Below are 16,423 nucleotides of genomic sequence, written 5' to 3' on the forward strand. Positions count from 1 at the left end.
TTATAGGTTTGGTGTTAGCTCTGTGCCGGCTGCGCGAACCAATTTCCAATCTCTTGCAGATAGAGGAATTAGACCGCGGTCAGCTAGATAGCCTTCATCACCAATTGCTTGTTCAGAAGTAAATGCCGCAACGTACTCTTTTAGACCTGGGATTGTATCTTTGTGAGCTTCTTTCACGTAGAAGTACAGTGAACGAGAGACTGGGTATTCACCAGAGCCAATCGCATCAAATGTTGGCTCTACGCCATTTACGATTGAAGGTTGAACCTTGTCAGCGTTCTCTTCTAGGAAAGAGTAACCAAATACGCCCAGTGCATTCGGGTTAGAAGCCAATTTCTGAACGATTAAGTTATCGTTTTCGCCCGCTTCAATGTAAGCACCATCTTCACGCACTGAGTGACATACCGCTTTGTATTTCTTTTTGTCTGTCTTCTTAAGCGCTTTAATTTGTGGGAAAGTTTTACAACCGCCCTCTAGAGCAAGCTCTGCAAAAGCATCACGTGTGCCTGATGTTGGTGGAGGACCAAGCACTTCAATCTTAATGTTTGGAAGTGTTGGGTTCACTTCTTTCCAGGTTTTGTATGGGTTTTCTACAAGATTACCATTTGCGTCCGGCACCATCTTCGCCACGCCTTTGTAAACGTCTTGCAGAGACAATTCAAATTGCTCAGCTTTTTTTGAATTTGCTAGAACGATACCGTCAAAGCCAATTTTAATTTCAACGATATCTTTAACACCATTTTTGGCACACAATTCAACTTCCGAAGCTTTAATTTTACGAGAAGCATTTGTGATATCTGGTGTATTTTCACCGATACCCGCACAAAATAGCTTTAAGCCGCCGCCTGAACCTGTTGATTCAATTTTAGGAACGGAAAAAGAAGATGTACGGCCAAATCGCTCTGCAACAACAGTCGCGAATGGAAATACAGTTGATGAACCAACAATATTAATGTAGTCGCGTGAAGCAGCATTAGCAACGCCACCTGTAGCCATAGTTAGAGCAACTGTTGTAGTAGCAATAAGCGCTTTAATTTTCACATCAACCTCCAAGTTGATAAATGAATTAATGGAGTTAAACACCTGTAATCATTAAGATGCTGAATAATCAGTTCGATTTATGTTTTGAACTCCAACAATTCAAACAGAGGCGTATGACGATTTTATTGCACAATAATTAATCATAAGTTACACATCTACAATCCCTGCTTTATATTCACACAGAAAACACCCATCGAATACACAAAACTTTAACTAATTGATATATAAGAAGGTTATACAAGAAACAACTATTTAAAATTAGGTTATCATCTCACAATAAGAATTTTCATGACTGTACGCTTCCAATTAACGCTAATCACAATAGTACGCCCTTTTACATCAATAGAAGCAAAAGCTCGAACATCAAAACATAGCCAGAATAGAGATATTTAGTTCAACCCCACCTATTCATTAAAGTTTCATATATATCAACTAACCTCCTAAAATCATAAGAGAGTAAGTAATAACCATACATCTGGTTATATTCGCTCTACATTCAAACACAAGTTAAATGGAAATAACTGTTGAGGTCTCAATGCACCTATCCATTATTCAACGAATCATCATTGGCTTTGGTATCGTTATTACTTTCGTGGTCGCCACCAGTGTTTTTGCTTATTTCAATCAGAGTAAAATGGCACAACAATTAGAGCTAACATCGGTAAAGATGACTAATCTGCTCGCAGGTTCGAATTTATTGGGTCAAAACTTACAAAATCTCAACCGAGCCGTTCTCGTTCACGCCAATACAGATTCGGTTGCCAATCGAAATAAGCTTGAACAAGAATTTCATGAAGAAAAGCAACGCTATTTAAACAACTATCAAGAGCTTTTTAACGACTTCAATCATTTCCCTGCACTGCAAACGCATATCGCGGAACTAGACACCATTGCTCAGCGTATTTTCATCAATGCCGAGCAACAGATAAAAACGAAGAACCATCGCATGAGTGCGCGTCATAAGACGTCTCAAGAACTCAATCAATTTGATGAGAAATGGAAATTCTTCGAGCAAGACATCAGCGACCTCGCAGCTGTAGCGAAGGCTAACCGACAACGCACCAATAACCGCAACCTCAACTACCTAGTCGCACAAGGAACAGGTGCCGACCGTTATCTACAGAAGATCTACGCAATGGAAGATGTTGAAGACGCAGAGGCTGTGAAGAAAGAGCTCATCGCTCATATTGAAAGGTTTAAAGATAAAGCAAAGCGAGTCCCGCTCTCGATGCCAGAAAGTAAAGAGAGCATCAGTTTCTATTTAAACCAACTTATCCGGGCGATTGAACAACCACAAGGCGTGCTTCAGCAGCACCTGACATACATTAAGCTGACCGCCACCAGCGACCAACTTCTGCGCCAGTTGGCTGTCGACATGGACAGTGCCATAAACAGCTTTGAGCTGATGGGGAATGACATAGGCGCATTGGTAAGCAAAACCGCAGATGAAGCACAGCAAGATTCAAATCGAGCACTTGTTCTTAACGCCTCACTTGCGGTGATTTCTACCCTTATCGCACTCGCGATTTCATCAACGATTGTATTCTCAATTAAGCGCCCACTTCGAAAAATTGTAGAGGCGCTCGACAAGCTCACATCTGGCGACCTTACCTATCGTATTGAAACAGGGTTTCAATCTGAGTTAGGTGCCATCGCTATGAATATCAATGCGTTAGCAACTCAATTAAGTGACGTCATCACGCAAGTTCAACAATCTGCAGACACATTGAGCGATGTGGCTAACGAAAGCCATATTTTGAGCAACAAGACCAATATTGACGTTGCCAAGCAACAAAAACAGACCGACACGATTCGTCAATCTGTTACAGAGATGAAGCTCGCTATCGATAGCGTTTCTAGCTCAGCAAAAGAGACCAGTGACGAAGTCGATAAGATCACTGTGTTGGCACACAGCAACATGGATAGTATGCAGCAAAACCTAACCTTCGTTAATCAACTGCAAAGCTCGTTAGTCGAAGCGACAGACGTTATCCACCAGCTCTCTAATGAATCTCGTCAAATCGGTGATATCTTGACTGTCATTCAATCGATATCAGAACAAACCAATCTATTGGCACTCAATGCCGCGATTGAAGCAGCTCGAGCAGGTGAACAAGGACGCGGCTTTGCAGTGGTCGCCGATGAAGTTCGCTCGCTCGCAACCCGAACTCAAAGCTCTGCCAATGACATTGATGGCATGATTAGCAATCTACAATCCCAAGCTGAACGCGCAGTCACTCTGGTTGAAAATAACCTTGAAAAGGCCGCCGCCTCCGTTAATCAAACTAATCTAAGCAATCAGTCACTGGATTCTATGGTTAAGAAGCTATCAAGTATTAACGACATGAGTCGTCATATTGCCGAAGAATCGATTAAGCAAAGCACGGTGGCACAAGAAGTGATGAACAATATCGCCTATGTATCAAAAAAGGCCGTCAGTATTGCCGAGGAAGTGAATGAGTCAGCGCGCAACAGCGAATCTCTCAACGCCTTATCAAGCCGCCAGAGCGAGTTAATTTCTCAATTTGTGATTCGCTAGCCTGAATATTAAACGCACCCTACCAAAGCATCGTTAGGCATTCAGCATAAAGCGGGCTGTCCCAAAACAGTCCGCTTTAAGCTGCTCTTTTCTACTCTAAAACTTGTCAAAAAAACGCAGCTACAGCTTCACATATCTGTCACCTTACGCCTGTAGATTACCCAGCGAAATTTAACTAACCTTCTGATAGAAAAAGATATGTCACAGGCAAAGCACCCTTTGGACCATAAAATCATCGCACTACTTCAACAACGCGGAATGATCAAAAGTGAAGCGAAAACTCGCCTAAAAAAGCAGGTTTATAAGTTACAGGCTTCGGAAGTGAATCAAATCAACAACTATTCCAACCACTTTGGCTTGAATGCTAAACAGAAGCTGATTGATGAGATATTGGATATCAGACGTGAGGCGATGATTTCAAGCCTCACATCTGAAAAAGGGAGGATCTAACTTAAGTAGTTTTACCCAAAACTTAATTAGAAGAAGTCGATCGAGTTACGACCACTCTTCTCATCACGTTGCGGCTTTGGCTTCTCGTTTTGAGCTTTAGGCTTATTAGCAGACTTGTTCTTCTGCTTGCGTGGTTCAGCAGAAGCACTCAAGTTTTGGCTTTGATTAGCACTCTTATTTTTCTGCTTAGAAGAACGTTTAGACTTATTCTGTTGCTTAGGCTCTTCTTTTTTCTTTGGTTTCTCAACCACTTCTTGAACAGGCTGATCACAACAAACCACGTAGTACTCTTGGTTAAACTCGAAGAAATCACCATCGTACATCTTGCGGCGCTTACGAGTTTCCAGCTCACCATTTACAGCGACATAGCCTTCTGAGATCACGTGCTTCGCCTCACCGCCGCCGCCAACTAGGTTAGCGATCTTAAAGACTTTATATAGCTCGATAGGTTGTGATGAGACATCAACGCCAATCGCTTCAATCTCAATCTCTTCGCCTTCTTCGCCATACTGATCCACTTCATCGTAATCAGCGTCTTCGTAGTATTCTTGGTCCATGATGAACTTACCTAAAACATGTTCTTTATCGTATGCAGCGCAGTGTAATGGCAAACCAACAAAATAACCATCTTCTATTTACCCATCAACGCGAGGGAAAGAGAGCGCAAAGCAAGCACCATCAAGGTAACTCTCTCCAACAGTGACATGAGCTTGATGACGTTCACACACCTGTTTGACAATAGCGAGGCCAAGTCCATGCCCTGTCTTACCTTTGTTTCTTGCAGCGTTAGCACTGTAGAAAGGATCAAACAAAAACGGCCAGTGCTCGGACTCGACACCTTTGCCGTCATCATGCACTTCAACTACCACTTCCCCATCGTTGTACCACAGTTCGATAACAATCTTCGAATCAGCGAACTTGAATGCATTACGGACGATATTGTCTACGGCACGATTAAACAGCTTGAGATCAACGTGCAATGGAACGGATTCTTTAAGAGGGACTTTGACTAAATCTAGCGTTGTCTCTTTTTCCCATATCGCGCATCGTTCATCCAGCCAGTTATTCATATCGACAGGTTGTAACTGGAGTTCAGAGCCTCCACGCTCCAATCGCGAGTAGTAAAGCAGCTCATCGACCATGTCTTCCATCTCTTCGGTATCAGCAAGAATGCGCGCGATTGCCTTCGACTGCTTATCCGTAGGGTCTAAATCACTCAATAGCTCCGCTTGCCACTGAATACGAAATATCGGTGTTCTCAGCTCATGGGCAACGGCGTTGGTTAGAGATTTATTACTGTTGATTAGATCGCGAATCTTATCTGCCATCACATTAAAACTGCGGTTAAGCGTACCGAGCTTAATGCTATTTTTCTCGGAAGCGCGCTGCATCAATTCACCGTTAGAAAACGCAACGGTAACCAACTCTAAATTTTTTAAGCGGCGCTTGATTCGCCAAACGAGAAACAGACCACTCAATGCAAAGCCAGTGATGGCAAATACCCAAATAAATCGGTTTTCTGTCTTTATCTGTTTCCTTAAGAAAGACTCTTTGTTGTCCGATAACTCGTACACTTTTTGGCTCCCAGGTAACCGCATCCAAAGGAAATCTTCTTCATGGTAATACACGTTTACATCGGAGTTACTAAACGCTTTCTGAACCATTTTAGGGGCAGCTTCAAACTCAACGATGCGCAGGTTCTGACGCGTTTTATCTGCATAGTTTGCCAAAATGGTTTCGGTTTCTATGACTCCCTTTTCGGTCGCAATCGTGCTAATCAGCTCTTGGTACGCTTCTGCTTGATGATCACGTAGGATGTATTCATAGTCGGTGCCTAACTTATAGACGACAAAAGCATACGAGTAGATACTGATGAGGAAGATTAGCGTCAGCCCCACCAAATATTCAAAATAGATTCTTCTCATTAAGAAAAGTCGCCTTTACCAGCGTTCAGGAACAAATAGATAGCCTTTACCACGTACTGTGATGATCTTTTTAGGTGGCATAGTGATGTCGTTAAGTTTCTTGCGAAGAATCACGATTTTGTTATCGATAAAGCGATCGACACCATCGTATTCAATCCCTCGAATCTCCTGAGTCAGATAGTTGCGCGATAAGACCTGCTCCGGCGAAGAGGCCAATAACCAAAGCAGCTCAAACTCACTCTCAGCAATAGGAATGTCTTGGCCCGCATGAACACATGATTTGGTCGCCTTGTTGAGCGAAAGCTTGCCAAAGTTCAGCTCATTACCATTACCCGTGGTATTTGGCTGCAGATCTTGAGTGCGACGAAGCAGCATACGCACCCTTGCCAACAAGACACGCTGTCGCACAGGCTTGCTAATAAAGTCATCTGCACCCGTTTCTAACGCCGCTACATGGTCAAAATCATCGTCACTGGCCGTTAAGATCAGAATCTTGCCATTGAATTGGCTTCGTATTTCGCGACAAATCGTCAGTCCATCAACCTCTGGCAACATTAAATCCAGAAGTACGATGTCAGGTTGAATAGTTAAAATTTGCTCGCAGGCGGTCGCCCCATCAGATATGGTGACAACATCAAATGATTGGCTCTCGAAATACTCTTGCAGCATTTCTCTTAGGACTGGATCGTCTTCCACGATCACTAATTTAGGGTTGGTCATAAATCCTTCTTACCGTGTTTCTTGCTACCCTTGTGAACCGCTTCCTTGAGTTTGAATTCAGCACATTCGTCTTACATAGCTGTGATTTTCTAAAATTAATTTGGTTTCATAAAAATGATAGATATATCTATATAACATATAAATAACAGATAATGCAGCTAAAAATTCAATGTAACGCATTAATTTGATGAATAAAAAAGCCGGTTATACTAGAAAGAATAACCGGCTCCAATTAACGACTGAGTTTATTGCTTCCTAGTTACTTTGTGTAACGCGGAAACTGTTCGAAAGCACGGCGGTATGTCACATACTCATTCGAACTCCAGAGTCTTAGTTCTTCTGGGTCGTAGTCGTAAACTTCTTTGTGAGACGCATTGAGAGAGCTTGTATTGTTCTCAGCAATTTGATCACCAAAGATCTGCGCTACATCAAACATCTTGTCTAGCTCTTCATCCTCAAACTTGCCAATTGCACTGTTTTGAGCGGTTTGTAGGCGAGCTTCAGAGTTACACTTACGCTTCATATGGTCTTCATCAGACTCACCATCGACTTTAAAACGCAGACATTCGTTACCGTCTTCTTCATACTTTTCAAACATTCTATCGAACATTGTCCAGCGAGCGAAACCAGTCGTATCACGGAGTGCAATCAGGGCATCTTTGTCACCAATCGCAATAATACGGGCTTCATTACGGTCACGTGTGTTTCTAAATACAGACAGCGCATTTCGAACTCGATATGGCAAGCCGTTTAGCTTCTCAACACGGGCTTTTTGCTCTTCTTGGTACAAAGCACGTGACGCAACAGCATTCGCAAGCGAGTTGCGTGAGTTAAGTGAGTAGTTCACCCCTTTCCACGTGAAGTTAATGCCGTCTGGGTCAGCGGTTGAACTGTTAGCTAAGTTAATCGCGATTGAATCACTCAGTCCACGAACCGAGTCACCAAGACCATATTCATTAGCACGATTGTACTTGGTTAAGTTCGCTAACAGCGTACCAAAATAAGGAACCACTGTGTCTTGTGTTGCACCTTCAGTCCAATATTCAAAGGCATCTTGTCCGCCCAATACAAAGTAACGCTTCATTGGCCATAGGTATGACGGTACCGCTTCAATCGTTTGAGTCATACTCGGCTGGTAACGAAGTACGGTTTCAACATAATCACCGTTGCCATCAACGAAGATCGCTTGACGCGCTTCAGGTCGACCAGCTAAATCTGACAGATGTGTGTACAACTTGGTGATCTTATCTGACAGATCAATCAACGCTAGACTTGAGTTTTCTGTTGCGATGTATGGTGAGTCGCGACGAACTAACATTTGCGCAGCAAGCAGTTTGTCTGGCCACACACCCAGTAGGTCAACTGAGTTAGACGCAGTTTGGTACGGGTTGTTAGCCTTCAGGCTTGACCAAATATGACCATCACGCGTCTCAGAGCGCATCACAATCTCATTAGCTTGGTTCTTCAGCAGTTGCACAAGCTCCTCATCGAAACAGCTCGTTGGAACGTCTCGGTTCAGAGACATACCACTTTGGTACGTTAGCCAAAGATCAGACAGTTTTGCAAAGCGATAACGGTTCGGCACACCCTCAACACCACTTAGCTCTTCCAACTCACATACTTTATCTGGCGCTGTGAGTACATCTAAGAAGAAGTCAGCCGCTAGATTTGCCGCATTGTACGTATCACAAATCGGACGTAAGCCTGCGGACATGTTGTCAAGTGGCACTGGGTTACCACGCCAATCTAAACAGTTGTTCTCTGCGATCTCTTCAAACACCTGCCCTTTGTTATTGGTTGTATCAGCACCAATGTAACGTGCGAAAATAAAATCGATTTCACCGACGTTTTCTACAATGTCACGTATCTTCTGAAATTCATACATACGTTGCCAGAAGTATTCATATTGGTGATATTGAGAGAACCAATCACGACCATTTCGGCGGTTCGCCGTTTCATAGCTATCATAGTAACGCTGAATACGGAACTCTGTAATCTCGGTTAGCGATGTACCTTCATCAAAACGATCACAAGTTAAACTTGTCGTCGTGTGCTCATCGGTACAGAAGCGGTAGCTCGCTAATTCAGGGATACCATCAGTACCTGCGTTAGCACGCAAGTGAGCAATAACACCGGTAGGATACGCATTGTAATCCTCGGTCATCTGGCGGTCGTATTCTGCCAATGAGTATGTCTTACGAACTTGAGCGCCCGTCTTATCACGGACTGATTCGCCAACAAATTCGTTGGTCTCGATTTCACGAGCGTAAGCAAACTTAAGTGCAGCTTTATCGTATTTACCAAAGACCAACAACTCATCAAAAATCGATGCACCGTAGTCCATGATCGAGCTGTATGCTGCAGGTTTGCCTTGGTGACCTAGGCTACTTTGTGCCAACTCTTCGGTAGTGTAGAAGTGCGTCTTATCCACTGAGCCCATGAAGTTGTGGCGCAAACCTAAGTTATGGCCCAGCTCATGAATCAACGTCGACTTAAACATATGCTCAGAGATCGCTTCACTTGCGAGCTTCTGCTGCTCTAAGCTCAACTCATTCCATTTTTTCATGGTGTTTTGTTCAGCATCAGCAAAATAACCACCATCAGCGTAGTCAATACCAGCGATCAGACCTTTCGCATTAGTACTTAGCCACATTGCGTCTTCACTGTAGACGTTCTGCTCAGAGAAACGTTTCAGCATATCTTGACGTTTATAGAATGCTTTTAACGCTGCATCTTGGTTAGTTACATCAAATTGATGATTTAAATCAGCCTTTGGTAGTTCATTAATGAACTTGCCTTGACCAACAAATTCCATCTCGCCTTCAGTAACTTGTGGAACGAATTGGTCTGGACCTCGGTCAGCCGCGATCATGTCATTAAACACATCAACGTCAGTGCGCTCAGCAACTATAGGTGCTGCATCACCATCAGCCTCACCACTATCGGATTCACTCTCCACTTTCGGTGCAAGCTTAGCGATTTCTTGACGGTTATAGCGCATCGCCAAGTCATCCCAGTAACGACGAGTGGTAGTACGAATAACGCCTAAGTACTGGTTAACATGAGCATGAATAATCTCGCCCGTTAGCGGGTTAGTTGCAGATGGGCCATAACCCAACAAGCCATTATCTACCGGCTCATCAATCAGATTGAAAACGTTGTAACGTAAGTCACCAGATTGAATACCCGCTTTTTCATCGGTATTCACAATCTTGATTGGCGGAACACCGGTGCCTTCAAGTGACGCGTTGACCTCTTTCATCGTATCGATAGTCAGTTGACGGTAAACTTCGTTACCCTCTTTAAAATAGCTATCGCTTAGGTAGTAATCGATCGACTCCAGATTCGGGTTAAAACGATTGATGTAAGCGAAGCGCGAACCTTGAACATCACTTTCGCCTGTGTGCGTTTTCACCGCCTTGCTGTCATTAAAAAAGCCGTAATACGCACTGTCTTGACCCTGATAATAAACTGGCTCGTAGTTTGAGCTCGCTAGCTTATCTAATTTAACTAGAGAGTAGAAAAAGCGAGTCTTGAATGACAAGTTTTCTAGACCACCAAACTCATACTGATCTTCCGGGTCAGCTGTAAATGTACGCTCTACCTCAACATTAATCACACCCTCTTCTGGGTTGTATTCATATGAGATAACACGTGGATCTGCGCTCTCTGATACGTTGCTCGCCGTGTACCACGTGCTAAGCGCATCTTCTGATAGCGTTTCGATGTTTTCATATTCAGGAACAAAGTGTGTCGCTGCAGTCCATTCGAGGTTCTCGTCCTTATTGATCTCTTCTTTGTTGGTACACTCACCGTAGGCGTTTTCAGCACAACGGTACTGTCTGAATTCGCCAGGAATTTTCAGTACTGGTACACGGTTAATTTCAGAGTCCCAACGGCTAGGCTCTAAAGAATCTACTTTGTCACGGTCTAACGCTTCAACGTAAATACCATTGGTTTCATCAAAGCGTAGCTTGACTAGCTTTGGGTCGCCTTGGAAGAAACCACGCTGCGTTAATGCGTAACGAGGAGCTTCACCTGTCGAAGGCATGTACATCCACAATGATTCTGTATCTAGAGATTTAACGGTCATCTCTTTTGCGGATCTTTTGACTGTGTCATAGGCACGATCCTCGGCCCCACACCCACTGAGTACAGCTGCGATGCTTGCTGCAATTATTGCTTTTCTAAACATAATGTCCCTGTATTTATAGTTATATCGTTTAGTAAATAACGATGTATTTTTATTAATTAACTCTCTCGCTAGAACTGGTAATTAACCACTGCGTAATAGGTCATCTTTTTTAAATCGATGAGATCATTAATTGGGTTTTGCCCTTTATCTGGATTGTAATAATCCACACTGTTCGTCATACCAACTGACATCGAGATACTCTCTGTCATTTGGTAGCCAATTTCTTCTCCATGTAAAATGGTTGGATGTAGTGAGTTACCTAGATAATTCCATGACTGCCTTGGCATTAAGAAAATATTTAAATAAAAGTCGTCTGCAAATGCATAGTCCACGGTAAATTGGTTGCTCAATCGGTACTCAATCAGTTGATTCCCACCAGCGGTTTTATATTCGTGAAAGTTCTTTCTTAGCAGTACCGTATTGCTTAGTGTTAGGCCATCTAACACCTCATCAAATGCCGCACTCCAGCGAAGTTTCACACGTGTTCCAAACTGCAGGTCGTTTCGTTTAGAAGTGTCTGAAGTTGGAAATATCGCCCTTATTTCACCACTTACCGAAGAACCTTCCGTCGGATTAAACAATCCGTTTTGAGCCCATGACAGCGAGGTGTCATTCAAGAATTGGCCGCGAGTACCATAAACATCACCATCTTGTCGGTGATACCCAGATACCACGAGCTGCAATCTCGATTTTTCGGTAACGGCATAACGCAAAACGCCCGTTGCGGAGGCTGAGCGGCTCGCTAAGTAAGCACTGTCTTCATAGCCGTTACGCGAGTAATCCGCGCTCACATAACCTGACCATGCACTCTTTTCATCGCCCTCTGCCCACTCATCCTGCAAATTATTTGCGAGCACAAGCGAGGGCGTTGCCAACAATAGAATTGGCAATCGTTTTGTTTTATTCATACTGTCCTTCTGCTATTTAAATCCGTCTCTCTTTTTAATAGTTATTCGCCGCCTGAGTTGTTTTACTTTTTATTCTTTGTGAAGGGTGCGTAATAGGAATCGCGGATAATAACTCCTTGGTATATTCATTCTTTGGTGATGAATACACCTCTTTTGCGGTTCCCATTTCAACAATTTTCCCTTTTTTCATCACCGCTACGTGGTCTGAAATATGTTTAACCACCGATAAATCGTGTGAGATAAATATGATGGATAGATTCATCTCTTTTTGTATCTTGAGCAGTAAATTCAATATCTGAGCTTGTACTGATACATCCAGCGCCGATACTGACTCATCACAGATAAGCAGTTTTGGTTTCAATGCAATAGCTCTAGCAATGCCAATGCGCTGCCTTTGACCACCGGAAAACTCATGGGGATAGCGATTTACCGCCGTGTGAGGCAACCCTATCTTATCCAGTAATTCCAATACCCACTGTTTTCGCTCTGCTGGTGTACCAATACCGTGAATCTTATAAGGCTCTTCAAGGATGCCACCCACTGTATGTCTCTGATTCAATGACTCTAATGGGTCTTGAAAGACAATCTGCATTTCACGGCGAAGCGGTCTCATCTGCTTTGTGTTCAAAGGCGTAATCTCTTTACCTTCAAAGAAGATTTTTCCTTCCGTCGGTTCATACAACTTAAGAATGGTACGTCCAAGTGTGCTCTTGCCGCAGCCAGACTCGCCCACTAGCCCTAAGGTTTGACCTTGTTCTAAGCTGAACGAAACACCATCGACGGCTTTAATCACATAACCTTTTTTGAAAACACCCTTCCCCGTAAGGTAATACTGTTTTAGCCCTTCGATTCTTAGTATCTCTGCCATTACGATGCCCCTTGGTATTCAGGAAAAAGTGACAGATCAATAGGGTCAATCTGTATTGCTTGCTTGGGCTCTGAATCTAAGCCAGGAATCAGGCCAAGCAACCTCTTGGTGTAAGGATGTTTTGGGTAATCGAAAAGCTCAAACACATCCGCTTTCTCTACAATTCGTCCGTCATACATCACCGCAACATCATCACAGATTTCAGCAACGACACCCAAATCATGGGTAATGAAGATCATTGCCATACCCGTCTCTTCTTGAAGCTCTTTCATCAACTTAAGAATCGAAGCTTGAACGGTCACATCTAAAGCCGTCGTAGGCTCATCACAAATCAATACGTCCGGCTTACAAGCCAACGCCATTGCGATCATCACACGCTGTCGCATACCACCAGACAGGTTGTGTGGATACTCTTGAAACCTAAGTTCAGGCATCGGAATTCTTACTTTTTCCAACAGACCAATCGCATAGTCGACTTTTTCAGCCTTGCTCATCTGGTCGTGGTGTAGATCAAGCACCTCAACGAGCTGATTTCCAACTGTCTGAACTGGGTTCAGTGCGGTCATCGGGTCTTGGAAAATGATCGAGATTCGATTACCGCGCATCTGATAAAGGTCCTTTTCAGCCATCTTTGTCAGATCCGTATCACGATACAAAATCTCTCCTGCGGTCACTTGCCCATATGGTTTAGGCAACAACCCCATGATCGACATTGATGTCACGCTCTTACCGCTACCAGACTCGCCGACTAGACCTAAGGTTCTCCCTGCTTTAACGTCAAATGAGACACCTTTTAATATCTTGATTGCGCCTTCATCGGTGCTAAATTCCACCTCTAGATCTCGAACTTTTAGTACTGTTTGTTGCTTCATTTAATATCGCGTCCTATAGCCTGTAACGGTCGTCAATCACAGTGACAGGCTCGAACGTTTCGCCCTCTTTGTAAGCCAACTGAGTTTGTTGTTTTAATTCGCTATCAATCCAGAAGTTACTGGTGCCTAAAATATTGAACATCGCACCGGTTTTCTTGGTCATTGGGTTATTCGGGTACTTAACCCAGCGCCAGTGCGCATCTCGCGTGTAAGGCACCATGTAGCCCGGAACAATCACGTAGGCGTTTGAGATTGATTTTTGTATCTCTTTAGAGAGTTGATGCTTTTTCTCTGCATCAAACTCAGATTTGAATGCCTCAATCTTGCGGTCCAATTCTGGGGAGCTGTAATTCGTGTGATTGTTAGTCTGTACTCGGTTTGCGTTACTAGAGTGGAAGTACTCTTTATAGGCTGGCAGTTCACCGCCACCCATATTCAGGAATGCCAGTTGATGCTTCTTCTCTAGGATGTATTTAAACGCGGCTGAGCCATCCACCAAGTTCAGATTAAGCTCTAAGCCCGCTAGCTTGGCTTGCTCTTTAAGATACGCAATTCGCGGTGTCCAGATGTTGTAGCCATAAGTGATCTTAAAGCTCAGGCGTTCGCCTTTTTTATTCACTCGAATACCGTCCGGACCAATATTGGTGAAGCCTGCAGCTTCGAAATAGCCGATGGCTAGCTCTGGTTCAAATGCTGGTGCTTTCGCATCTGGCAAGTCGTAATCACCGTGACCAAAGCCCATCGCATGAGGCTTGCGTGAGTAGTCACCGCGAAGTACGTTTTTGATCATGCCGTCAAAGTCTGTCGCGAAGGTGATCCCTTTGCGCACATTGATGTCATTTAGTAGCGGCATTGAGGTATTCATCCACAAGCCACCCGCTCCTTGTGGTGTTTGGTTAAAGCCCCAAAACTTTTGAATGTAACCTTTGGTGAAGGGTTCTGAATCTGTCTTTTCATGCCACATTTGTGGAAGAACCATGGCAAAAGTATCTAACTTACCCTTCTCAAAGTGTTTACGCGCAATGTCTGAATCACGAATCACCTTGATACGCAGCTTGTCGACATTAAAGCGATTCTGGTAATACTTATTGCCATATCCCCACCAATCGTCACCAACGTGTTTGAAGGTAATACTGCGACCTTTGTTGATCTTTGAGATGTAGTAAGGCGACGTCGTTGGCTCAGCTTTGAAGTTGTATTTACGAACAAAGTTGTCGTCCATACCATCGCCATTTTGGTCGTTGATATTGGCAAAGTAATGTTGCGGTCGCGGCTGTAAACCGTGACTTGGAGTGTTGAGTAACACCATCAGCTCATCATTACTCTTTGGCTCAGAGACAGTGATAGAGATGGTGTAGTCATCGAACTTTTCGACACTTTCAATGCTATTTCTGAAGAAATCGTTGTACCACGGGTCAATAATGTCCTTAGAACGGTAATACGTCAGCATGAACAAGTAGTCATCAGCCGTTACCGCTTCACCATCAGACCATTTCGCTTTGGGATTTAACTTAAAGTAAGCCGTTTTGTAGTCATCCGAGAACGCCCATTCATCAGCAAGCTGAGGGATCCACTTACCTGTGTTCGGGTGTCGCTGAGCAAGTTTCGGCGTGCCGTCCATAATGTAAAAGCGAATGCCAGAGTTAGCGTCAGGCCCGACAGAACGTAGAGTTTGCGGGAAACTCAACATATAACTGCGTAAGGTACCGCCACGTTTAGCCTCTTCCGATGCAAAAACAGGGTCTTGCCAGTTACTTTGCCATTGCAGTTCAGTAGGCAGTGAAGCTGCTTGAGCCAAACCGCTGAACAGCAGTGAAATAAGTGCAAATCTATACATGATTACTTCCTTGTTTCTATCTATATAGAGTGTATTTTTTCGGGTCAAAGGCGGTACGAATGGCTTCACCAATGAAGGTCACCATCACCAACACAGAAACGATCGCCGTAACCACAGACACCACGATCCAAGGTGAATCCAAGTTCGATTTCCCTTGCTGTAGCAGCTCTCCCCAGCTAGGCGTGGGCGGAACAAGACCAAGGCCAAGATAATCCAATGCAGTCAGCGCAGTAATGTTCGCGGCAATAGTGAAAGGTGCTAACGTCACTATCATCACCATGGTATTGGGCAAGATATGGTGGAAAATAATTCTTGCAGTGGAAGCACCTAAAGCTTTGGCAGCCAACACGTACTCTCGTGCGGACTCCTTATAAGTCATGGTTCTCATGTACCAAGTGATCCCCATCCAACTGAATGCCACATTGATCAGTACAAACAACATAAAGGTGGGCTGTGCTATTGAGACCAAAATCATAATTACGTAGAGGAATGGCACCATCGACCAAGTTTCAATCAGCCTTTGCACCACTAAGTCGAATTTGCCACCGAAGAAACCCATGGCACAACCTACCGTCACGCCGATGACATAAGCGATGCTCATGGTGAGTAAGGCAAAGCCCATCGCCGTTCGAAAGCCGTAAACCAAACGCGCGAGAATGTCTCGACCAATAACGTCGGTACCTAGGTAGTGTTGCGATGCAAAGTCCGGCGCATTAGGTGGAAAGTTGCCTGAGAAGTCCTGCTCAAACGCATTCCAAGGAACCAAAGGCATTAACACAAAATCGCCATTGTTCTCATATTCAAAGTCCTGTTGCAGATCTCGGTAGTTAGTTTCTGCCGCATAATCCAAGCCAAAAGTGCTGCCTGAATACACGTCCGAAAAAATCGGGAAGAAGTACTCGCCTTGGTAGCGCACCACAAGCGCCTTGCTATTGATGAGGACTTCCGCACACAGAGATAAAATCAGTAACGTAGATAACAACATAAGCGACCAGTAGCCACGCTTGATCTCTTTAAATCGCTTGATCTGTTTTCTAGTCAACGGGTTGATAGTGAACATATTTAATC

12 protein-coding genes are annotated in these 16,423 nt (G+C 43.9%); 2 read left to right on the forward strand and 10 right to left on the reverse strand.

Features of this window, described 5'->3' with window-relative positions:
• Positions 1–1,041, reverse strand: coding sequence for a PstS family phosphate ABC transporter substrate-binding protein (locus L1D60_RS05865; RefSeq protein WP_239840166.1), 1,041 nt, complete (start codon positions 1,039–1,041; stop codon positions 1–3).
• 535 nt (positions 1,042–1,576) lie between these two features.
• Between L1D60_RS05865 and L1D60_RS05870 the strand changes: the two genes are divergently transcribed.
• Positions 1,577–3,580, forward strand: coding sequence for a methyl-accepting chemotaxis protein (locus L1D60_RS05870; protein WP_239840167.1), 2,004 nt, complete (start codon positions 1,577–1,579; stop codon positions 3,578–3,580).
• A 198-nt stretch (positions 3,581–3,778) separates the two neighbouring features.
• Positions 3,779–4,030, forward strand: a complete 252-nt coding sequence (locus L1D60_RS05875) for a hypothetical protein (protein WP_239840168.1) — start codon at positions 3,779–3,781, stop codon at positions 4,028–4,030.
• Positions 4,031–4,056: 26 nt separating this feature from the next.
• On the opposite strand, the gene L1D60_RS05880 is transcribed toward L1D60_RS05875, so the two are convergent.
• The 9 genes from L1D60_RS05880 to L1D60_RS05920 form a co-directional block, all read right to left on the reverse strand.
• Positions 4,057–4,587, reverse strand: coding sequence for an RNA-binding S4 domain-containing protein (locus L1D60_RS05880; protein ID WP_239840169.1), 531 nt, complete (start codon positions 4,585–4,587; stop codon positions 4,057–4,059).
• A 78-nt stretch (positions 4,588–4,665) separates the two neighbouring features.
• Positions 4,666–5,955 (reverse strand): ATP-binding protein, encoded by a 1,290-nt coding sequence (locus L1D60_RS05885; protein WP_239840170.1) that lies wholly within the window; start codon positions 5,953–5,955, stop codon positions 4,666–4,668.
• 15 nt (positions 5,956–5,970) lie between these two features.
• Positions 5,971–6,675, reverse strand: a complete 705-nt coding sequence (locus tag L1D60_RS05890) for a response regulator transcription factor (RefSeq protein WP_239840171.1) — start codon at positions 6,673–6,675, stop codon at positions 5,971–5,973.
• 259 nt (positions 6,676–6,934) lie between these two features.
• Positions 6,935–10,870 carry a zinc-dependent metalloprotease gene (locus L1D60_RS05895; RefSeq protein WP_239840172.1) on the reverse strand — a complete coding sequence of 1,312 codons (3,936 nt, stop codon included), beginning with the start codon at positions 10,868–10,870 and terminating at the stop codon, positions 6,935–6,937.
• Between the two features lie 68 nt (positions 10,871–10,938).
• Positions 10,939–11,778, reverse strand: coding sequence for a hypothetical protein (locus L1D60_RS05900; RefSeq protein ID WP_239840173.1), 840 nt, complete (start codon positions 11,776–11,778; stop codon positions 10,939–10,941).
• A gap of 34 nt (positions 11,779–11,812) precedes the next feature.
• A complete protein-coding gene (locus tag L1D60_RS05905; protein ID WP_239840174.1) occupies positions 11,813–12,646 on the reverse strand; it encodes an ATP-binding cassette domain-containing protein in 834 nt (277 codons plus the stop codon).
• Positions 12,646–13,518, reverse strand: coding sequence for an ABC transporter ATP-binding protein (locus L1D60_RS05910; RefSeq protein ID WP_239840175.1), 873 nt, complete (start codon positions 13,516–13,518; stop codon positions 12,646–12,648). Before L1D60_RS05910 ends, L1D60_RS05905 begins: the two co-directional genes overlap by 1 nt.
• Positions 13,519–13,531: 13 nt before the next feature.
• Positions 13,532–15,355, reverse strand: a complete 1,824-nt coding sequence (locus L1D60_RS05915) for an extracellular solute-binding protein (protein ID WP_239840176.1) — start codon at positions 15,353–15,355, stop codon at positions 13,532–13,534.
• 16 nt (positions 15,356–15,371) lie between these two features.
• Positions 15,372–16,415, reverse strand: a complete 1,044-nt coding sequence (locus L1D60_RS05920) for an ABC transporter permease subunit (protein WP_239840472.1) — start codon at positions 16,413–16,415, stop codon at positions 15,372–15,374.
• Positions 16,416–16,423: the final 8 nt, after the last annotated feature.

Origin of the sequence: Vibrio sp. Isolate30, from assembly GCF_022397975.1 — a bacterium.
GTDB classification, from domain to species: Bacteria; Pseudomonadota; Gammaproteobacteria; order Enterobacterales; family Vibrionaceae; genus Vibrio; species Vibrio fortis.